We start from the raw sequence: 21,388 nt of genomic DNA on the forward strand, positions 1-21,388 counted from the left end.
GATGCTCACCTGGCTGGCTGATCTCAGCCACTATTTCAGCCCTCTCAACGTCTTCCGGTACATCACCTTCCGGACGGGCGGCGCCACTGCGACGGCGCTGCTCTTCGTGTTCTGGTTCGGCCCGGCGATCATCTCGCTTCTTCGTCTCAAGCAGGGCAAGGGACAGCCGATACGCGAGGACGGTCCGCAATCCCATCTTCTGTCGAAGCGCGGCACGCCCACGATGGGCGGGCTGATGATCATCACCGGCGTGCTCGTCGGATCGTTGCTCTGGGCGAATCTCGAGAATCGCTACGTCTGGGTCGTGCTTCTCGTCACCGTGGGGTTCGGTGCGATCGGGTTCTATGACGATTTCCTGAAAGTCACGAAGCAGTCCCACAAGGGATTCTCCGGGCGGTCGCGCCTCGCCATTGAGGCGGTGATTGCCGGGCTCGCCTGTGTCGCGATCAGTTACATCTCGTCGCCGGCGCTGGCGAACAAGCTCTCGCTGCCCTTCGCCAAGGAGCTTCTCTTCGATCTCGGCTGGTTCTTCGTGATTTTCGGCACATTCGTGATCGTCGGCGCCGGAAACGCCGTCAACATCACGGACGGACTCGATGGTCTCGCCATCGTTCCCGTGATGATTGCGGCAGGCACCTTCGGCTTCATCGCCTATCTGACCGGCAATGCGATCTTCGCCAATTACCTGCAGATTCACTTCGTTCCCGGAGCTGGTGAGCTTTCGGTGGTTTGCGGCGCGCTGATCGGCGCTGGGCTGGGCTTCCTGTGGTTCAATGCGCCGCCCGCCCAGATCTTCATGGGTGACACGGGCTCGCTGGCGCTCGGTGGTCTTCTCGGAACGATTGCCGTCGCGACGAAGCACGAGATCGTCCTCGCGATCGTCGGCGGATTGTTCGTCCTCGAGATCCTTTCGGTGATCATCCAGGTCGCTTCGTTCAAGCTGACGGGGCGGCGCGTGTTCAAGATGGCGCCGATCCATCACCACTTCGAGCAGCTCGGCTGGACGGAGCCGCAGGTCGTCATCCGCTTCTGGATCGTCGCCGTCGTCCTGGCTCTCATTGGCCTCGCGACCCTCAAGCTGCGGTAAGCGCGTGATCCCCGTCACCACCTTCAAGGATCGCACCGTCGCCCTCTTCGGGCTGGGTGGCTCCGGCGTCGCAACCGCACTCGCGTTGCAGGCCGGAGGCGCCCGTGTCCTCGCGTGGGACGACAACGCGGACCGCGTGAAGGAAGCCGTGGAGCACGGTATCGGGACAGGCGATCTCCGGGAGATTGACTGGACCGGGATCGCTGCGCTCGTGCTGTCTCCCGGAGTGCCGCTGACGCATCCGGAGCCGCATTGGGCCGCGCGGCTCGCGCAAGGGGCCGGTGTCGAGATCATCGGCGATATCGAGCTCTTCTGCCGCGAGCGGGCCCGCATCGCGCCCGACTCTCCTTTCGTCGCGATCACGGGCACGAATGGAAAATCGACGACGACGGCCCTGGTGACCCATCTGCTGCGCGAGGCGGGTTGGGACGTCCAGATGGGCGGCAATATCGGAACGGCGATCCTGTCCCTCGAGCCGCCGGCGCCCTCCCGGGTGCACGTGATCGAGTGCTCCTCGTTCCAGGTGGATCTCGCCCCGTCCCTGGCCCCCTCCATCGGCGTCCTCCTCAACGTGTCGCCCGATCATCTCGACCGGCACGGCACGATGGAGAATTACGTCGCGATCAAGGAGCGCCTGATCGCTCGCGCCGCTCTCGCCGTCATCGGCGCCGACGACGAGCACAGCCGTGACATCGCGCGGCGGAGAGCCGGCCCCGTGGTGCAAGTCTCGCTCGAAGCGGTGACGCCGCCTGGCATGCTGGCGCGTGGAACGCTGCTCGAATGGTTCGATTCCGACCGGCGGATCACCGCCGACCTCGACCGGATCGGCTCCCTGCGCGGTCGACACAACGCGCAGAACGCGGCGGCTGCTGCCGCCGTGGCCCTCGCACTCGGATTGTCGGACGAGGCAATCCAGAGCGGAATGCGTTCGTTTCCCGGGCTTCCGCACCGGATGGAGGAAGTCGGCCGGCGCGGCGCGACGCTCTTCATCAATGATTCCAAGGCGACCAATGCGGACTCGACCGAGAAGGCGCTCGCGTCGTTCGATCACATCCTCTGGATCCTTGGCGGCAAGGCCAAGGAAGGAGGAATCACGAGCCTGCGGCCGTATTTCGATAAGATCAGACAAGCGTACCTGATCGGCGCCGCGACGGAAGAATTCGCGGCAACCCTCGAAGGCTCGGTTCCGTTCACGCGCGCGGGCACATTGGACCGGGCGGTCGAGCTCGCCTCTCGGGACGCCGGAAGCGGGGAGGCCGTCGTGCTCCTGTCGCCGGCTTGCGCGTCCTACGACCAGTTCCCGAATTTCGAGGTCCGCGGAAATCGGTTCCGCGACCTGGTCCGGGCCTTGCCCGGAATCGATGCGATCCAAGGGGGATCATGATGGTTTCGCGCGCCGAACGGTCGGTTCTCGGAGACTGGTGGTGGACCGTCGATCGGTCCCTCCTGGCGGCGCTTGCAGCGCTCATGGTGGCGGGTCTCGTATTCCTCATGGCCGGCGGGCCGCCGGTCGCCGAGCGCCTCGGCCTGTCGGCGTTTCACTTCGTGAACCGTCAGGTTCTCTTCCTCGCGCCGACGGTTGCCATCCTGCTCTGCGTCTCTTTCCTCTCCTTGCGCCATGTGCGCCGGCTCGCCCTCATCCTCTATGTCGTGAGCATGGTGCTCGTGCTCCTGGCATTCGAGTTCGGACCGGAGATCAAGGGAGCCCACCGCTGGATCATGCTCGGCGGAGTCGGCGTGCAGCCGTCGGAGTTCGTGAAGCCGGCCTTCGTGGTTCTCGCGGCCTGGGCCTTCTCGGAAGGTGCGAAGCGCAAGGACATGCCGGGACCGCTGCTCGCTCTGCTGCTCCTTCCGATCACGATCGTGCCGCTCATCCTCCAGCCCGATTTCGGGCAGACGATGCTCCTGACCATCGTCTGGTGCGGCCTCTTCTTCGTTGCGGGCTTGCACTGGTTCTGGGTTCTGGGCCTCGGCGGCCTTGGCGTGGTGGGCATCGTCGCGGCCTACGAGTTCCTGCCGCACGTGCGCGCTCGCATCGAACGCTTCATGGACAAGTCCTCGGGTGACACCTTCCAGGTCGATACCGCGATGGAATCCTTTGCGCGCGGCGGCTGGCTCGGACGGGGGCCTGGCGAGGGCACCGTCAAACGCATTCTTCCCGACGCACATACGGACTTCATCTTCGCGGTCACGGCCGAGGAATTCGGTGTCATCGTCTGCCTCGCGGTCCTGGCCATCTTCGCCTTCGTGGTCCTGCGCGGACTGACGCTGGCGCGACGCAACGACGACGTGTTCTGCCGTCTCGCGACGACCGGGCTGGTGCTGATGTTCGGCCTGCAGGCTGCCATCAACATGATGGTCAATGTCCACCTGATGCCCGCGAAGGGAATGACGCTTCCCTTCATTTCCTACGGAGGGTCGTCGCTCCTGTCCCTCGCCCTCGGCATGGGCTTTCTAATCGCTCTGACCCGTCGCCGTCCGCGCGCCGAAAGCCTCGACGGGAACGGCCCCTGGTAATATCGTGAGCCATCACCTCGTCCTCATCAGCGCCGGGGGAACCGGCGGTCACCTGTTCCCCGCAGAAGCGCTCGGAATCGTGCTGCGGTCGCGGGGCCTGCGCATCGCGCTCGCAACGGACCGGCGCGTCGGCGCGCTTTCGACGTCTTTCCCCGCGGATGAAGTCTTCGAGATTCCTTCCGCAACGCCGTCCGGGAAGTCGCTCATCAAGATGGCGCGCGCCGGAGCGATGCTCGGGCTCGGTGTCGCGCGAGCGGTTCCGATCATCCGGCGCATCCGTCCTGCCGTCGCGGTGGGGTTCGGAGGCTACCCGACCGTGCCGCCGCTCGCCGCCGCGAGGCTTCTGCGCATCCCGACCGCCATTCACGAACAGAATGCCGTGATGGGACGAGCGAACCGGCTCCTCGCACGATCCGCCTCTCTCATCGCAACGGGCTTTCCCGGCGTGCGTGGATTGCCGGCCGGTGCGCATGGCCGGGTCGTCCACACCGGGAACCCGTTGCGTCCGCCGGTTCTGGAAGCCGCATCCTCGGACTTCCCGCCCGTGATCGAGGGCGGCACGATCCGCATTCTCGTCTTCGGAGGCAGCCAAGGCGCCCGAGTGATGAGCGACATCGTGCCGCCAGCCATCGAGCAACTGCCCGTCGAACTGCGTTCGCGCCTCGAGATCACGCAACAGGCGCGCGACGAGGATCTCGATCGCGTCCGGTCGCTGTATGCCCGACTGAACGTTGCCTCGGACGTGCAGCCCTTCTTCAAGGACCTCCCGGCGCGAATGGCGGGGGCCCACCTCGTGATCTCGCGCTCCGGCGCGTCGACGGTCGCGGAACTCGCGGCCATCGGCCGTCCCTCGATTCTCGTTCCTCTTCCTGGTGCTCTCGATCAGGATCAGGCTGCCAATGCTGCAACTCTCGCCGATATCGGCGCGGCAACGGTCATCCTGCAACAGGCCTTCACGCCAGCGCGTCTCGCCGAGGAATTGCAGCGTCGCATCGCGGATCCCGCTCTCTTGACCGGTGCGGCGGCAGCCGCCAAGAGCGCCGGCGTCACGGATGCGGCCGAGCGATTGGCGGATGCGATCATCGATCTGGCCGGTTCTCCCCCTCACGGACGAAGCTCATGAAACTCCCGCCTAAGCTTGGCCCCATTCACTTCATCGGCATCGGCGGCATCGGCATGTCCGGAATCGCCGAGGTCATGCACAATCTCGGCTACACGGTACAGGGCTCCGACGCGGCAGATAACTACAACGTCAAGCGCCTGGCTGATCTCGGAATCAAGACGTTCATTGGTCACCGCGCGGAGAACATCGACAATGCCGAGATCGTCGTCGTCTCCACGGCGATCAAGCGGGATAACCCGGAACTCGTGAGCGCGCGTGAGCGGCGCCTGCCGGTAGTGCGGCGCGCGGAGATGCTCGCCGAGCTGATGCGGTTCAAGAGCTGCGTCGCGGTAGCCGGCACGCACGGAAAGACGACCACGACGTCGCTGGTGGCAACGCTGCTCGATGCCGGAGGCCTGGACCCCACGGTTATCAATGGGGGAATCATCAATGCCTATGGCACCAATGCCCGCATGGGCGATGGTCAATGGATGGTCGTCGAGGCCGACGAGTCCGACGGGACCTTCCTGAAGCTGCCGGCCGACGTTGCCATCGTCACGAATATCGACGCCGAGCATCTCGATCACTTCAAGACGTTCGACGCCATCAAGGACGCGTTTCGTTCCTTCATCGACTCGATCCCGTTCTATGGCTTCGCGGTCATGTGCATCGATCACCCGACCGTTCAGGATCTCGTCGGGCGCATCGAAGATCGCCGCATCATCACCTATGGAGAGAATCCGCAGGCCGACGTGCGCCTCCTCGAGGTGGATCTGCGAGGCGGGCAGGGAAGATTCAACGTTCTCGTGCGCGACCGCAAGCGTGGTGACATCGCGATCAACGATCTCGTGATGCCGATGCCGGGGCACCACAATGCGCTTAATGCGACGGCAGCCATTGCCGTCGCCCATGAGCTGGGTGTGTCGCCGGACGCAATTCGCCGTGCGCTTGCCGGTTTCGGCGGCGTCAAGCGGCGCTTCACGCGCACGGGCGACTGGAACGGCGTCACGATCTTCGACGATTACGGACATCACCCGGTGGAGATTTCCGCCGTGCTGAAGGCGGCGCGCGCCTCGACCGAGGGGCAGGTGATCGCCGTCGTGCAGCCGCATCGGTATTCGCGGCTTCACTCGCTCTTCGAGCAGTTCTGCACCTGCTTCAACGATGCCGATGCCGTGATCGTTGCGCCGGTCTATGCGGCCGGAGAGCAGCCGATTCCGGGCGCGGACCGCGACGGCCTCGTCTCCGGGCTAAAGGCGCGTGGCCATCGCAACGTGATCGCGCTCGAGCGTAGCGAGGAACTGGCCGGATTCGTCAGGACGCTCGCAAAGCCCGGAGACTACGTGGTCTGCCTCGGCGCCGGGAACATCACGCAATGGGCCTACGCGCTGCCCGGCGAGCTCGCGGCGCTTACGGGAGAGGCGGCGTGACTTTCAGCGCCGTGTTGCCACCCTCACCCGCCGACTCACCCCGCCCCTTGCGGGAGGGCTCGCCCCAATTTGGCAGAACGAACCCAAAATTGACGTGCGCGCTGCGCCGGATTCACCTCGCCCCCTGTGGGAGAGGTCGGCTGCGCAGCAGCCAGGTGAGGGGTGAAACACCACGCTTGCCGAAGCAAGGCACGTGGCCGTGAGTTTCCCCGACATCACTCCGCGTCTGCGGGCGCAACTCCCGGAGTTCCGCGGCAGCCTCGAGGCGAATGCTGCGACGGCACCCCTGTCGTGGTTTCGCACCGGTGGGCCGGCACAGGTCCTCATGATACCGGCCGACGAGGACGATCTCGCATATGCCTTGCAGCGAATCGACGCCGACATTCCCGTTCTCGTCATCGGCCTCGGATCGAATCTGCTGATTCGTGACGGCGGGATTCCGGGTGTCGTGATTCGGCTCGGGCGCGCTTTCGCGGACATCCGCATCGAGCCCGATTGCCGGGTGCGGGCCGGCGCCGCGGCGCCCGACGTGAAGGTCGCGCGAGCCGCAGCCGAAGCCGGCATCGCGGGCCTGTCGTTTCTGCGGGGCATCCCCGGGATGATCGGGGGTGCCCTGCGCATGAACGGCGGAGCCTATGGAGGTGAGGTCAAGGACGTGCTGCTCGAAGCGCGTGGCATCAATCGGCGTGGCGAGCGGGTGCGTTTCGATCTCGCATCGATGGGTTTCTCCTACCGCCACTCCGATGCGCCGGAGGATGTCATCTTCACCGAAGCTCTGTTTGAGGGGCAACCCGGTGATCGGGATGCGATTCTCGCCGAGATGAACGTGATCACGGAGGCGCGCTCCTCCACTCAACCCGTCAATACGCGCACGGGCGGCTCCACGTTCAAGAATCCGACCGGTGCGAAGGCATGGCAGCTCGTCGATGCTGCGGGATGCCGCGGCCTTCGGCGCGGGGATGCGCAGGTATCGGAGTTGCACTGCAACTTTCTGATCAATCACGGTTCCGCGACGGCGGCGGATATCGAGGGACTCGGCGAGGAAGTAAGGCGGCGGGTTCGCGACACCTCCGGCGTGGAACTCGAGTGGGAGATCAAGCGGGTCGGCATTTCCTGAGCAGATGCCGGCAGGAGCGTCGCGGCACCGCGAGCATAGTCAAAGGAGACCTGAGATGACGAAGCACGTCGCGGTTCTGTACGGCGGCTGGTCTGCGGAGCGCGAAGTCAGCCTTGCCTCCGGCCGCGCCTGTGCCAAGGCCCTGGAAGGGCAGGGCTACAGGGTTACGCCGATCGACGTGCAACCCGACATCGCCCTCGTTCTTCAGGCGACGATGCCAGACGTCGCCTTCAACGCCCTGCATGGCAAGATCGGCGAGGACGGGACGATCCAGGGCCTCCTCGAGATCCTGCGCATTCCCTACACGCATTCGGGCGTCCTCGCGTCTGCGCTCGCGATGGAGAAGCACAAGGCCAAACTCGTGATGAACGGAGCCGGCGTTCCGGTGCCGGAAGGCATCGTCGCTAATCGGCATGAGGTGGCGCGGCAGCACGTCCTGAAGCCGCCCTACGTCGTGAAGCCCGTCAGCGAGGGGTCGTCGGTCGGCGTGATTATCGTACGGGAAGAGCGCACTCATCCGCCGCAGGAGATCCTGCGCGACAATTGGGCCTTCGGCGACGAGGTTCTGGTCGAAAGCTACGTGGCGGGCCGGGAGCTGACCTGCGCCGTGATGGGGGACCGGCCGCTCGGTGTCATCGATATCCGCCCGGCCACCGGGCTCTTCTACGACTACGACGCGAAGTACGCGAAGGGGGGGTCGATCCACGTCCTCCCGGCAGAAATTAAACCGAATATTTACCAAAGGGTCCAAGAGTTGGCGTTAACGGCGCATCAAGCACTCGGCTGCCGGGGCGTCAGCCGCGCTGACCTCAGATACGACGATACACCCGAGGGAACGGGGGATCTCGTCGTGCTCGAAGTCAACACGCAACCCGGTATGACGGAGACGAGCCTGGTGCCCGAGCTGGCGGCCCATGCGGGCTATACCTTTGGCGAGCTTGTGCAATGGATGGTGGAGGACGCTACCTGCAATCGCTAACGGCCGGATCCTTCGGCCGGGCGCATGGGCGCGTCTTCTCCCGCAAGTTCAATCTGATCGGATCGCTGCGAATTCCGGGTGCAAGCCTCTTCCTGTCCCGGCGCAGTTCGGTGGCGATCCCTCTCGAGCGCAGGATCCCGCGCTTCCTCGGAACCGGCCTCGCGCTCGCTTTCTTCACATCCGTCACGCTGACCGGCCTGTCGCAGGGCGGGCACCTCGACCAGTACTACGCCACCTATGGTGAGCCGCATCACGCGCTCGCGAGAGCCTTCGGACTCGGCCTCGACCGAATCACGATCAGCGGAATTGACCACGTCAGAGAATCCGAGATTCTCGCGGCGGCGGGCCTCCATCCGCTTCTCTCGCTGGCCTGGCTCGATGTCGGTGAGGTTCGCGAGCGGCTCGAGCGTGTCCCGCTCATCAAGAGCGCTTCGGTGCGCAAGCTCTATCCGAGCGAGCTGGTCATCACGATCACGGAACGTGTGCCTGCGGCGCTCTGGCAGTCGAATGGCGAGGTTTTCGTCACGGCTGCCGATGGGACGCCCATGGATCTCCTTCAGGACGAGCGTCTCGTCGACCTTCCGTTCGTTGTCGGCGAGGGGGCCAATGCGCGGCTCGACGAATACCTGGCTCTCCTCCAAGCGGCCGGTCCGCTCAAGGAGCGCATTCGTGCCGGCACGCTGGTTGCCGGACGACGCTGGACGCTCAAGATCGAGAACGGGCTCGATGTCCGGCTTCCCGAAACTGGCGCGCAGGAGGCGATTGCACGCCTCGTGCGCCTGGAACGGGAACAGAAGATTCTCGAGAAGGATGTGCTCGCGGTCGATCTTCGAATGCCGGACCGTGTAGTCGTGCGGTTGACGGAAGAGGCCGCCTCGGCGCGTGCCGAAATGCTCAAGAAGAAACCTATGCGCGGAAAAGGGGTCGACACGTGAGTTTGTCGCATCAGGGGCTGACGCCGCGCCTCAGGCCGCTGTCCTCGCGCAAGAGCGCGACTCTCTCGGTCCTCGATATCGGAACGAGCAAGGTCGTCTGCATCGTTGCGGAACTGCAGCCGGTCGAGTCGCTCGAATCACTGCGAGGTCGCACGCATCTCGCTCGCATCATCGGGATCGGTCATCAGCGTTCCCTCGGACTCAAGGGGGGCGCGATCGTCGATCTCGAATCCGCGGAGACGTCGATCCGTCAGGCCGTTCACGCTGCGGAGCGGATGGCGAAGGTCGAAATCCAGTCGGTGATCGTGAACCTGACGGGCGGGCGAATCGGTTCGGAGCATTTCGAAGCGCAGATTCCGGTTCGCGGCACGGTCGGCCCGGGCGATGTCCATCGCGTGCTCGATGTCGCGGCTGCACACGATCTTCGCCAGGGCAGGGCGGTTCTGCATGCTCTGCCGACCGGCTACTCCCTCGACTCGCAGGATCACATTATCGATCCGACCGGTATGATGGGTGAGCGGCTCGGCGTCGATCTGCACGTGCTGACGGCAGAGCGGGCTGCCGCGCGCAACCTGATGCTCGCTGTGGAGCGATGCCATCTCGGCATCGAGGCAGTCGTCGCGACGCCTTATGCGTCGGGCCTGTCCGCGCTCGTCGACGACGAGGCCGACCTCGGCTGTGCGGTCGTCGATCTCGGCGGCGGCACGACGAGCGTCGGTATCTTCTCGAACGGCAATCTCGTCCATGCAGACGCGATTGCAGTCGGAGGACATCACGTCACGATGGATATCGCGCGTGGTCTGACGACTCGCGTTTCGGCGGCGGAGCGGTTGAAGACGCTCCACGGTTCGGCCATCAGCTCGAGCTCCGACGAGCGCGACATGATTGCGGTTCCGCAGGTCGACGAGAGCGAGCGCGACGTCGCCAATCACCTGCCGAAGTCGCATCTCGTTCGCATCATCCGGCCGCGGGTCGAGGAAATTCTGGAACTCGTCAGGGACCGCCTCAAGAAGGCGGGATTCGCCGCCCAAGCCGGACGCCGCGTCGTCCTGACGGGAGGTGCAAGCCAGCTCGTCGGTCTTCCCGAGACCGCGCGCCGCATCCTGCAGGGCCAGGTCCGCGTCGGGCGGCCGCTCGGGATCAAGGGTCTGCCGGAGGCTGCCAAGGGCCCGGCCTTCTCCGCTGTCGTCGGCCTGCTCGTGTATCCGCAGGTCGCGCATGCGGAGTACTTCAAGCCGCGCTCGGGCGGATATCTGCAGGCAGACGGAACCAACGGCTACTTCGCACGAGTCGGGCGCTGGATCCGCGAGAGTTTCTAACGCGTAAGGGCGCCGGCTCCCGGCCGTCGCTTTGAGTTGAGTTTATCCGGAACGCATCGACCGGCAACGGTCGACACAGGAGGCCACGAGAGGGCACAAGGTCATGGCAATCAATCTGCAAGCACCCGATATCCGGGAACTGAAGCCGCACATCACTGTATTCGGAGTCGGCGGCGCCGGCGGGAATGCCGTGAACAACATGATCGTGGCGGGCCTGGAAGGCGTCGAGTTCGTCGTCGCGAACACGGACGCGCAGGCGCTCATGTCGTCGAAGTCGCAGCGCATCATCCAGATGGGCCTGCAGGTGACCGAAGGTCTCGGCGCCGGCTCCCAGCCGGAAGTCGGACGTGCGGCGGCCGAGGAAGTGATGGACGAGATCCGTGACCAGCTGTCCGGTTCGCACATGGTGTTCATCACCGCCGGCATGGGTGGCGGCACCGGCACCGGCGCAGCCCCGGTCGTCGCGCGGGTCGCGCGGGAGATGGGAATTCTCACCGTCGGCGTGGTGACGAAGCCCTTCCAGTTCGAAGGTGTGCGCCGCATGCGTCTCGCCGAGGCGGGCATCAACGAGCTCCAGCAGTCCGTTGATACGCTCATCGTCATCCCGAATCAGAACCTCTTCCGCGTCGCGACGGAGAAGACGACCTTCTCGGATGCCTTCGCGATGGCCGACCAGGTGCTCTATTCAGGCGTGGCCTGCATCACCGACCTGATGGTCAAGGAGGGTCTCATCAACCTCGACTTCGCGGACGTCCGGGCCGTGATGCGGGGCATGGGCAAGGCGATGATGGGGACCGGCGAGGCCTCCGGCGAGCAGCGGGCGATTCGCGCTGCCGAGGCGGCGATCGCCAATCCGCTTCTCGACGAAGTTTCGATGCGCGGGGCGCGCGGCCTCCTGATCTCGATCACCGGCGGCAACGACCTCACGCTGTACGAGCTCGATGAAGCCGCCACGAGAATCCGCGAAGAGGTCGATGGGGACGCCAACATCATTCTCGGCGCGACCTTCGACGAAAGCCTCGAGGGAGTGATCCGGGTCTCCGTGGTCGCGACCGGGATTGATCAGGAGGTGGCGGCGCCCGAGCTTGCCTCGACCGAGAAGCGGATTGCCGAGGTCGCCGAGCGCCTGCGCGCCGAAGCGCGTGCCCGGGTCCAGGCCCAGCAGACCGTGCCGACGTTCCGCGCCACCCCGCTCCCGCCCGAGAGCCGTGCTCCCCAGCCCGTTGCGGCCGCCCCCGTCCAGGCCCCGCAGCCGGAGCCCCAGCCGGTCGCCCCGGCGCAGCCGATCCTGCGGGACGATGTCGTCCTGACACCGACCCAGCCCCGCCCGACCACGGCGTTCGAGACGCATCCAGCGGCGGAGGCGGCTCTGGAGGAGGAGCAGCTCCCCCCGGACTCGTATATTCCTCCGGCGGCCGAACGCCCGATCCGCGCGGCTCGGATGCCGCGGGTCGAAGAGCTTCCGCTTCCTGCGCAGAACGAGATTCGTGCCATGCGCTCCGAAGCGGACATGAGCCAGGATCCCAAGCGGATGACCCTGCTCCAGCGGCTCGCGACTGTCGGTTTCGGCAAGCGGGAAGAAGGTGCTCCGGCGGCGCCGGCCCATGATCCTCGCGTCCAGCGCGTGGCCGATCCCCGGACCCCGTCAGCCGTCCATGCCGAGTATGCCAAGCGTCCGGCGGCGCCCCAGGGCTATCGGCCCGCGCAGGGGCAGTTGGATCCGCACGGCCGGCCTGCTCCCGCTCCCCGGCCTGCCGAGGACGACCAGCTGGAGATCCCGGCCTTCCTGAGGCGTCAGGCCAACTGACCCCGCCATCACGGCGCTCGATTATGATCCCCGGACGGCCGCCGTCCGGGGATCAACCGTTTAAGAATTTGTAAACGCGCCAATGATTTACGTTGCGTCAGTTCATGTTTCGGATTGTTACAGAACGTAAGAAAGCGTGATTTGGCCTTGGCTGCAGGCGCGACTATGGTGCAGCCCATAACGAAAGAAGGGCAGCGCCCGATGGGACGCTGTGCACAGGGGCAGATAACGGCGGACGGATTCATTCGGCGACGATTCTTCGCGAGTCGGCGCATGCTCCATCGCGGCCGGGGTTGAGAGTAATGAGACAAAGCCAGCAAACGACGCTTCGCGCGGCAGTATCTCTCTCGGGGGTCGGCGTTCATTCCGGCAACGAGGTCAGGATGATCCTTCATCCCGCCGAGGCCGACCATGGTATCGCATTTCTGAGAACTCAGATCCCCGGTGGTCATGATCGCCTGATCGATGCCCGCCACCTCACCGTAACCGCAACCGAGCTCTGCACCGTCATCGGGGACCGCGAAACCGGAGCCGTGGCGACGATCGAGCACCTGATGGCCGCGCTTGCGGGTCTCGGGATCGATAATGTCCTGGTCGAGATCGATGGCCCGGAGGTTCCGATCCTCGATGGAAGCGCCGAGCCCTTCGTGCAGGCGATCGATCAGGTCGGCATCGTATCCCTCACCGCAACCCGCCGCTATTTGAAGGTTGTGAAGCCGGTTCGCGTGAACCAGGGCAAGGCCTTCGCCGAGCTCCTGCCCAACGACCGGACATTCCGCCTCGACGTCGAGATCGATTTCCCGACCCCCGTCATCGGCCGCCAGCGCAAGTCGTGCGACCTCTCGGCCGCGGTGTTCCGCCGTGAGATTTCACGGGCCCGGACCTTCGGCTTCATGCGCGACGTCGAGAAGCTCTGGAGCGCTGGCTTCGCGCTGGGTGCATCCCTCGAGAACACCGTCGCGATTGGCGAGGACGGCATCATCAATCCGGAAGGGCTCCGTTACGCGGACGAGTTCGTCCGGCACAAGCTCCTCGACGCGATCGGAGATCTGTCGCTCGCTGGAATGCCGCTGCTCGGCACCTATCGCTCCTATTGCGGCGGACACCGCCTCAATTTCGCAGTTCTCGAGGCCTTGTTCTCGAGCCGCTCCAACTTTGCGATCGTCGAGGTCGGCACCCGCCGCGAAGCCGGCTATGCGGAAATCGGCCGGGTCGCGATGGCGGCCTTCGCACCAGACGTGCACTGATCGCTTCCACGCTTCCTTTTCCGACATGTGCCTCGCGGGACCAGAAGGCCCTACGAGAGCTCGAAGCTGGGCGGATTATCGGGCCCACCGATCGCCTGAGCCTTCTGCGACACGGGTCGTTCAGGTCACGAAACCCTGTGGCATTGGGCTTGGCTCCGACGGGGTCGATGAGGTAAAGAGCGGTTCCCCGCTGGCCGGCGCAAGGCGATCCGGACACTTCACTCGGAGGTTCAATCAGGCATGTCTTTCGCGGAATTCTCTGCGGGCGCGAAAGTCGCCGTACGAGTGATGGCATTGGCTTCGTGCGGGCTTGTCCTGGCTGGCTGCATGGACACGCTCTCCTCGTTCAATCCCTTCAGCAAGGGCGAGACCTACAAGCCCGAGATCGTCGCGGAAGTACCGGCTCCAGAGCTGTACAATGACGGACTCGCGCGCATCCAGAAGAAGGACTACGAGGGCGCAGCCAAGAAGTTCTCGGATCTCGAGAAACAGTACCCGTATTCGGATTGGTCCCGCCGCGCGCTCATCATGGCTGCGTATGCCCATTACGAGGGTGGGCAATACGAGGACTCGATCACGGAAGCGCGCCGTTATCTGCAGATGCATCCTGCTACGCCCGAGGCGGCCTATGCGCAGTATCTGCTGGCCATGTCGCACTTCCATCAGATCCCCGACGTCACGCGGGATCAGGACAAGGCCGAGAAGGCGCTGCTCGCCTTGCAGGAACTCGTCGACCGCTATCCGAATTCCGAATGGGCGCCCGATGCCCGTCAACGCATCCAGGTTGCCCGTGACCAGATCGCCGGCAAAGAGATGGAGATTGGCCGCTTCTACCTTCAGAAGCGGAATTACACGGGCGCCATCAATCGTTTCCGGACCGTCGTCGCCCGCTATCAGACGACTCGTCATATCGAAGAGGCGCTGGAGCGCCTGACCGAGGCCTATCTCGCGCTCGGTATCGTCGACGAGGCGCAGACGGCGGCAGCGGTGCTCGGCCACAACTTCCCGGATAGCCCCTGGTACAAGGATGCCTATGCTCTTCTCCAGAAGGGCGGCATGGAACCGCGGGAGAACAGCGGATCGTGGATCAGCCGCGCATTCCGCGGAATCCCGCAGGTCGGTCAGCGGACGGGGTGACCGCGAACGGGTGATCCCCAACATCTATGCTGGTCCAACTGGCGATCCGCGACATCGTTCTCATCGATCGGCTCGAACTCACGTTCACCGAAGGCCTGAGCGTCCTCACCGGTGAAACCGGCGCCGGTAAATCGATTCTGCTCGACGCCTTCTCGCTCGCCCTCGGCGCGAGGGGGGACGGGGGGCTCGTTCGCCATGGTGAGACACAGGGCCAGGTAACGGCCGTTTTCGACTGCCCCATCGATCACCCTGCAAGGCAGATCGCGGCAGATGCCGAGATCGATACGGAAGGCGATTTGATCCTCCGCCGCGTGCAGGTGGCGGACGGGCGAACGCGCGCTTTCGTGAACGACCAGCCGGTCAGCGTTCAAGTCCTGCGCGCGATCGGGTCAGCTCTCGTCGAGATTCACGGTCAGCACGATGATCGCGCGCTCGTCGATCCGGTCATGCACCGATCCATCCTCGATGCATTCGGAGGCCTCACGGATCAGGCCCAGACCGTTGCCGATGCGGCTCGCACGCTGCGCGATGCGCAGAACGCCGTTGCAAGCCATCACGCCCGGATCGAGAAGGTGCGCCGGGAGGCAGACTTTCTTCGTCATGCTGTCGAGGAGTTGACGGCGCTTGCGCCGCAGCCCGGCGAGGAGGCGATGCTCGCCGAGCGCCGCACGACGATGATGCAATCCGAGAAGGTCGCAAAGGAGCTGAACGAGGCCTATGAGGCCGTTGCCGGGAGCGCGTCGCCGGTTGCCGTCCTGGCCTCCGCGACCCGTAAGCTCGAGCGCCGCAGCGCGCAGGCTCCGGCACTCGTCGAGCCCTGCGTCGCGGCGCTGGATGCGGTGCTCCTGGCTGTCGAGGAGGCCCAGGCCTCGCTCGAAGCCGCTCTCCAGGCAGCCGAATACGATCCGAAGGAACTCGAGCGCGTCGAGGAGCGCCTCTTCGCGTTGCGCGCTGCTGCCCGGAAGTATCACGTGCCGGCAGACAACCTCGCCGAGTTGAAGGAGCGCTTTGGGGCCGATGTGGCTGCGATCGATGCGGGGGAGGAAGAGCTCGTCGCCCTCGAGGCCGCGGTGCGGCGTGCCGATGGTCTTTATGTCGAGGCCGCGCGGGTCCTCTCGGCTCGCCGCAGCAAGGCAGCCGCCGATCTCGATGCCGCCGTGCAGGCGGAATTGCCGCCCCTGAAGCTCGAGCGCGCCCGGTTCATTACGCAGCTCCGGACCGACGAGACCAGCAGGGATCCGGGAGGGTTCGAGCGAGTCGAGTTCTGGGTCCAGACCAATCCGGGCACGAGGCCGGGGCCGCTCATGAAAGTCGCATCCGGCGGCGAGCTGTCCCGATTCATGCTGGCATTGAAGGTCGTTCTTGCGGACAGGGGCTCGGCGCCGACGCTGGTTTTCGACGAGATCGACACGGGCGTCGGCGGCGCCGTAGCGGATGCGATCGGCCAGCGCCTCGCGCGACTGGCCAAGCGTGTTCAGGTCCTCGCCGTGACGCATGCCCCGCAGGTGGCTGCAAGGGCTTCGCGCCACTTCCTGATCGCCAAGGAGAGCGTTGCGGGCTCCGATCGCGTCGCGACCCGAGTCGTGCCGCTCAGCGCCACGCCACGGCGTGAGGAAATCGCGCGAATGCTCGCGGGAGCGACGATCACGGACGAGGCCCGCCGCGCGGCGGAGCGCCTCCTGGAGGCTGCCTCGTGAGCACGGCGAGACATCCTCCCCATGAGAAAAAGAGTCCCGCAGGCAGGAGCGTGTTCACACCTTCCGCATAGTTCTAGACTGGAAGGTGTTGCTCCAGAGTGAACCATGCCCGTTTCGACCCCCAGCGCCCGCCCGCATGTCGAGCAACTCGGTTTCGATGAGGCCCGCCGCGAGCACGAGGCTCTCGGCCGCGAGATCGCCGAGCACGATCGTCGCTATTACGAGGACGATGCACCGACCATCTCGGACGCGGAGTACGATGCGCTGCGACGGCGCTACGAGGAGATCGAGGCGCAGTTCCCCGAGCTCCGAACGCCCGAGAGCCTGAGCGAGAAGGTCGGCGCACGGGCATCGGACAAGTTCGCCAAGATCAGGCATCGCGTTCCGATGCTGTCGCTCGCCAACGCATTCTCGGACGAGGCTATCGAAGAGTTCGTCGCGCGCATCAGGCGCTTTCTGCAGCTTCCGTCGGACAAGCCGCTCGTCCTGACGGCCGAGCCGAAGATCGACGGGCTGTCGTTGAGCCTCCGTTATGAGCGCGGTTCACTCGTGACGGCCGCCACCCGTGGAGATGGCACGGAGGGAGAGGACGTCACAGCCAATGTAAGGACGATCGGCGAGATCCCGCAGAGGCTGAGGGCTGCCGATGTTCCCGAAATCTGCGAGGTCCGCGGAGAGGTCTATCTCTCCCATGACGCTTTCGCAGCGATCAACGAGCGGCAGTCGGAGGCCGGCAAGCCTCTCTTTGCGAATCCGCGGAACGCGGCGGCCGGGAGCCTCCGCCAGCTCGATCCGAGAATCACGGCTTCGCGCCCGCTGAAGTTCTTCGCCTACTCCTGGGGCGAGATGTCTTCGCTGCCGCGGCGTACGCAATTCGAGATGATCGCGTGCTTCGCGGCTTGGGGATTCAAGACGAATCCGCTGACACGCCGGTGCTCGACCGTCGAGGAACTCCTGGCGCATTATCGATTCATCGAAGCAGAACGGGCGCAACTCGGCTACGACATCGATGGTGTGGTCTACAAGGTCGATGACCTCTCCTTGCAGGAGCGCCTCGGCTTCGTATCTCGTTCACCCCGCTGGGCGCTCGCGCACAAGTTCCCGGCCCAGAATGCGACGACCGTCCTCGAGGGGATCGAGATCAATGTTGGCCGCACGGGATCGCTGAATCCTCTCGCGCGCCTCAAGCCGGTGACCGTCGGCGGCGTCGTCGTCTCCAACGCGACGCTGCACAACGAGGATTACATCCGCGGCATCGGCAGTGACGGACAGCCGATCCGCAATGGCGTCGATATCCGTATCGGCGACACCGTTATCGTTCAGCGCGCCGGCGATGTCATTCCGAAGGTGCTCGATGTGGTGCTCGAACGCCGTCCGCCGGACAGCAAGCCATATGAGTTCCCGACGCAATGTCCGGCCTGCGGCAGCCATGCCGTCCGCGAGGTCAATCCGAGAACGGGCAAGGAGGACTCGGTCCGCCGGTGCACCGGCGGACTAATTTGTCCGGCGCAGGCGAGGGAGCGCCTGAAGCATTTCGTTTCCCGCTATGCCTTCGACATCGAGGGTCTCGGCGAACAACGTATCGAGGAATTCTACAGCGAAGGGCTGGTCACGCGGCCGCAGGATATCTTCACGCTCCAATCCCGCAATTCCCGCGCTCTTCAGCGACTCGAAAAGCGTGAGGGTTGGGGCGAGACAAGCGTCAAGAATCTATTTGCGGCCATCGAGGCGCGCCGACGACTGCCGCTTTCACGATTCATCTATGCTCTCGGGATCCCGCATGTCGGAGAGACCTCTGCGAAGCTCCTGGCGCGGCACTTCGGCTCTTTCGACGCTTTGAGGCAAACGGCTTGCGCCGCATCCGACCGCGACTCCGAAGCGTTCGCCGAGCTGACCTCGATCGGCGGAATCGGGCGGGTCGTCGGCGATGCGATCGTCGAGTTCTTCAAGGAGACGCATAACGAGGAGATGCTCGATGCGCTCCTGTCGGAGGTGACTCCGGAGCCGGAAGAGTCCCAGGCTGCGAAGAATTCTCCCGTTGCGGGGAAGACCGTGGTCTTCACAGGTTCGCTCGAGCAGATGACGCGAGAGGAAGCGAAAGCCATGGCCGAACGCCTCGGAGCCAAGGTCGCGGGTTCGGTATCGAAGAAGACCGACCTGATCGTGGCAGGCCCAGGAGCCGGCTCCAAACTCGACAAGGCGCGTGAGCTCGGAATCAAGATCCTCGATGAGGATGGTTGGTTCGAACTCGTCGGACGGTCGTGATTGATGTTGCGCGTCCGCCCTCGTCCTCTCTTCGTCATCGCGAGCGGAGCGAAGCGATCCAGGGGCGCCTCCGTCGACGGGTAGATTGCTTCACTTCGTTCGCAATGACAGTGAGGTGGTGGAAAGGGCTGTGCGCACCGCCCGCGACTCACAATGAAGGCGGTGGGCCCGGCGTCCATTTCCGTTTCTCGTAGTGCTCATCCGGCCCTCCTGCTCTCTCCGTCATTGCGAACGAAGTGAAGCAATCTACCCATCGACAGATGGTTCGCTTCGCCTGCGGTTCGCAAGACGGAAGTGCGGTGGGACGCATTGTGCATTGTCGTCTGCACTTCCCAAGAACGAAGAAAGGCGCGGGGAGGGGCCCGCGCCTTCCATGAAAGTCCGCTTCGTCCGCGGATCAGGCCTCCGGCTTCGGCTCGAAGGTCGGAGGCAGGACGAAGGCTGCGCGATGGATCGCGGGGGTGTAGTAGCGCGTCTGGCTCTCGATCGCGGCGTAGCGCTCGCGCAGCACTTCCTCGGGCGGAGTCAGCGCGTCAGCCGTATCTCCTGCCGCAACGAGCGCGAGCATTCCGCCCGCATAGGTCGGCACTGGCGCCAGGAACGGCCGCACTCCGCCGAACGACTTCCCGAGACGGCCACAGACCTGATCGAGCTCCTTGCGCTGGAAGAAGGGCGCCCCGCTCTGGACCGCAATCATCCCGCCCGGACGTAGCCGGCGGCGGCAGTCCGCGTAGAAAGCGGCCGTGAACAGCGGCTCACCCGGTCCGATCGGATCAGTCGAGTCGATCAGGATGGCATCGAACATCTGATCGGTCTCGGCCACGTAGCGGGTACCGTCGCTGACGATTACCTCGGCACGCCTGTCGTCGAATGCTCCACCCGAGACATCGGGCAGAAAACGGCGCGAGAGCTCGATCACGTCACGGTCGAGCTCGACCATGACGGCCTTGGTGATCGGATGCTTGAGAACCTCCTTGAGCGTGCCGCCATCACCGCCGCCGATGATCAGCACCTCGCGAGGCTCGCCATGCGCCTGCAGGGGCACATGCGCTAGCATCTCGTGGTAGATGTGGTTGTCGCGCTCGGTCAGCTGGACGACTCCGTCGAGCACAAGGACCTTTCCGAAGGTCTTGTTTTCGAAGAGGAGGACCTCCTGGAAGGCGGTGCGGCCCTCGTGCAGGACGCGTTCGACCGCGAGCGTCTGGGAGTGGTCGGCATAGAGCCGCTCCTGAAACCAATTCATGGTGTGTCTCTCCCTCGGGGTCAGCGCATTCACAGCAAGACTCCGCGCTTGTGCTCGGCCAGGGTGATCTGGCCTGGCTCGAAGGCCTCGCGCAGGACCTCGATCGCCTTGTGGGGCTCCGCGTCCCCGCACATGAACACATCCACCGCCGCATAGGCCCGCTCCGGCCAGGTGTGGATCGAGATATGGCTCTCGGCCAGCACCGCCACACCCGAGATGCCGCCATTAGGGGTGAAGTGATGGAGATCGATGTTGAGCAAGGTTGCCCCGGCGCGGACGGTGGCTTCGCGCAAGGCCTGTTCGACATGGGCCAGATCGTCGAGACGGCTGGCCTGCCAAAGGTCGATGATCAAGTGAGTCCCGGCAAAGCGCAATCCGTCGCGCTCGACGAAGTGATCGAGACCGCTATCGTTGGCAGCTCCGGGCACGAGCGCGAGCGTCGCCGCGCGCTCGGCGGGGCGAGGACTCGACTCGAAGGCGGGCGCGGCGGGGCGACGATCCGCGGGGGCGATCACGCTAAGACGGGAGGTTTCGGCCATTCATTTCTCCGTTGGCAGGGTTCTGCCGGTTACGACCAGAGGAAATCCGCAAGCCGATCTTGCGATCGGCGTAGCGGGAGAATTTGGCGAGAGCCTGCGCTCAGGCCGATGGGGATAGTTCGGCTTCGGCTCGGTCAGCCGTGTCCGGGGCAGGCTCGCGGACCTGCAGGACGGTCAGACGCTTCATCTCACCGAGACGCGTCTCCCAGTTGATGGACTTGCCAGATTGGAGACCGATCAGGGCGGTGCCGATCGGGGTCAGCACGGATACCTTGCCTTCGGCGATGTTCGCCTCGTTGGGGTAGACCAAGGTCACCGTCTGGGTCCGTCCGGTCGTGTCGTCCCGGAACTCCACCTCGCTGCCCATACAGACGACGTCGACCGGATGCCGTCCTTGCGGGAGGACTTGCGCGCGGTCGAGCTCATCCGCGAGTTCCGATGCGACCTCGGGCAGGTTGGACATGGCCGCGTTGGCCAGGACCGTGAGACGCTCGTGGTCTGTCGCCGTCAAGGTAATGCGGGGCTTTGCGCCACTGCTTGTTGTACGTTTCGTCATCGTGATCTCCTGTTCTGTTACGGGCGCCGCATTGTCTTGCGCGGCATGCCCGGAATGATTGCGACCGCCCTGCGGGCACGGCTTCGACGCTGGCTCAGGAATGTCGCAGACGACTTCCGAGCGCGCACTTCGTCCAGCTCTAACGGCCGAGAGCTGCCGAGCGTCGATCACCTGCCGGGAGCAGCGGTACTTCGTCTCTTCCGGTGGGGGTAAGATACGGCCGCGAACCTGCATCTCGGGCCTCGTGGTTCGCTTGCGAACCAACCGGAGCCCGCCTGTATGGCGCGTCGAAGCAAGCGGCCTGAGGCGCACCCCTGCCTTCGGGATATGCGCTCCGTGTCGCGGAACATGAGGTTCAGAGAAGGATCCGGCATACCGTCGTACCGGATGCCCACATCCGGCCTCACAAGA

General features: G+C 64.8%; 17 protein-coding genes. 14 read left to right on the forward strand and 3 right to left on the reverse strand.

From position 1 onward, the window contains the following. The first annotated feature begins 1 nt into the window (after position 1). From mraY to ligA, 14 genes are all read left to right on the forward strand, one after another. Positions 2-1,087 carry a phospho-N-acetylmuramoyl-pentapeptide-transferase gene (mraY, locus tag BN1233_RS08635; RefSeq protein WP_046863041.1) on the forward strand — a complete coding sequence of 362 codons (1,086 nt, stop codon included), beginning with the start codon at positions 2-4 and terminating at the stop codon, positions 1,085-1,087. A gap of 4 nt (positions 1,088-1,091) precedes the next feature. Then, positions 1,092-2,471 (forward strand): UDP-N-acetylmuramoyl-L-alanine--D-glutamate ligase, encoded by a 1,380-nt coding sequence (gene murD, locus BN1233_RS08640; protein WP_046863042.1) that lies wholly within the window; start codon positions 1,092-1,094, stop codon positions 2,469-2,471. After that, a complete protein-coding gene (locus tag BN1233_RS08645; RefSeq protein WP_046863043.1) occupies positions 2,471-3,604 on the forward strand; it encodes an FtsW/RodA/SpoVE family cell cycle protein in 1,134 nt (377 codons plus the stop codon). The genes murD and BN1233_RS08645 overlap by 1 nt, the downstream gene beginning before the upstream one ends. 1 nt (position 3,605) lies before the next feature. Continuing rightward, positions 3,606-4,727 (forward strand): undecaprenyldiphospho-muramoylpentapeptide beta-N-acetylglucosaminyltransferase, encoded by a 1,122-nt coding sequence (gene murG / locus BN1233_RS08650; protein ID WP_046863044.1) that lies wholly within the window; start codon positions 3,606-3,608, stop codon positions 4,725-4,727. Beyond that, entirely contained in the window at positions 4,724-6,136 is a 1,413-nt protein-coding gene (murC, locus tag BN1233_RS08655; protein ID WP_046863045.1) for a UDP-N-acetylmuramate--L-alanine ligase, read from the forward strand. The genes murG and murC overlap by 4 nt, the downstream gene beginning before the upstream one ends. A gap of 199 nt (positions 6,137-6,335) precedes the next feature. After that, positions 6,336-7,253 carry a UDP-N-acetylmuramate dehydrogenase gene (murB, locus tag BN1233_RS08660; RefSeq protein ID WP_046863244.1) on the forward strand — a complete coding sequence of 306 codons (918 nt, stop codon included), beginning with the start codon at positions 6,336-6,338 and terminating at the stop codon, positions 7,251-7,253. Between the two features lie 55 nt (positions 7,254-7,308). Next, positions 7,309-8,232, forward strand: coding sequence for a D-alanine--D-alanine ligase (locus BN1233_RS08665; protein WP_046863046.1), 924 nt, complete (start codon positions 7,309-7,311; stop codon positions 8,230-8,232). Next, positions 8,199-9,167 carry a cell division protein FtsQ/DivIB gene (locus tag BN1233_RS08670; RefSeq protein ID WP_046863047.1) on the forward strand — a complete coding sequence of 323 codons (969 nt, stop codon included), beginning with the start codon at positions 8,199-8,201 and terminating at the stop codon, positions 9,165-9,167. The genes BN1233_RS08665 and BN1233_RS08670 overlap by 34 nt, the downstream gene beginning before the upstream one ends. After that, entirely contained in the window at positions 9,164-10,486 is a 1,323-nt protein-coding gene (ftsA, locus tag BN1233_RS08675) for a cell division protein FtsA (protein WP_046863048.1), read from the forward strand. Before BN1233_RS08670 ends, ftsA begins: the two co-directional genes overlap by 4 nt. Positions 10,487-10,589: 103 nt before the next feature. Further along, complete coding sequence (gene ftsZ, locus BN1233_RS08680) at positions 10,590-12,293, forward strand: cell division protein FtsZ (protein WP_046863049.1); 1,704 nt, start codon at positions 10,590-10,592, stop codon at positions 12,291-12,293. A 302-nt stretch (positions 12,294-12,595) separates the two neighbouring features. Beyond that, entirely contained in the window at positions 12,596-13,540 is a 945-nt protein-coding gene (gene lpxC / locus BN1233_RS08685; protein WP_046863050.1) for a UDP-3-O-acyl-N-acetylglucosamine deacetylase, read from the forward strand. 240 nt (positions 13,541-13,780) lie between these two features. After that, on the forward strand, positions 13,781-14,677 hold the full coding sequence (locus tag BN1233_RS08690; protein ID WP_046863051.1) for an outer membrane protein assembly factor BamD: 897 nt from the start codon (positions 13,781-13,783) through the stop codon (positions 14,675-14,677). A gap of 26 nt (positions 14,678-14,703) precedes the next feature. Next, entirely contained in the window at positions 14,704-16,374 is a 1,671-nt protein-coding gene (gene recN, locus BN1233_RS08695; protein WP_046863052.1) for a DNA repair protein RecN, read from the forward strand. A 105-nt stretch (positions 16,375-16,479) separates the two neighbouring features. Beyond that, on the forward strand, positions 16,480-18,639 hold the full coding sequence (gene ligA / locus BN1233_RS08700) for an NAD-dependent DNA ligase LigA (protein ID WP_046863053.1): 2,160 nt from the start codon (positions 16,480-16,482) through the stop codon (positions 18,637-18,639). Between the two features lie 397 nt (positions 18,640-19,036). Here the strand turns inward: ligA and speE are convergent, their stop codons facing one another. From speE to rnk, 3 genes are all read right to left on the reverse strand, one after another. Next, entirely contained in the window at positions 19,037-19,882 is an 846-nt protein-coding gene (gene speE, locus BN1233_RS08705; protein WP_046863054.1) for a polyamine aminopropyltransferase, read from the reverse strand. 29 nt (positions 19,883-19,911) lie between these two features. Next, positions 19,912-20,421, reverse strand: a complete 510-nt coding sequence (gene speD, locus BN1233_RS08710) for an adenosylmethionine decarboxylase (protein ID WP_046863055.1) — start codon at positions 20,419-20,421, stop codon at positions 19,912-19,914. 100 nt (positions 20,422-20,521) lie between these two features. Continuing rightward, a complete protein-coding gene (rnk, locus tag BN1233_RS08715; RefSeq protein WP_046863056.1) occupies positions 20,522-20,977 on the reverse strand; it encodes a nucleoside diphosphate kinase regulator in 456 nt (151 codons plus the stop codon). Between the last annotated feature and the right edge of the window lie 411 nt (positions 20,978-21,388).

Source organism: Microvirga massiliensis (assembly GCF_001006805.1).
GTDB classification, from domain to species: Bacteria; Pseudomonadota; Alphaproteobacteria; order Rhizobiales; family Beijerinckiaceae; genus Microvirga; species Microvirga massiliensis.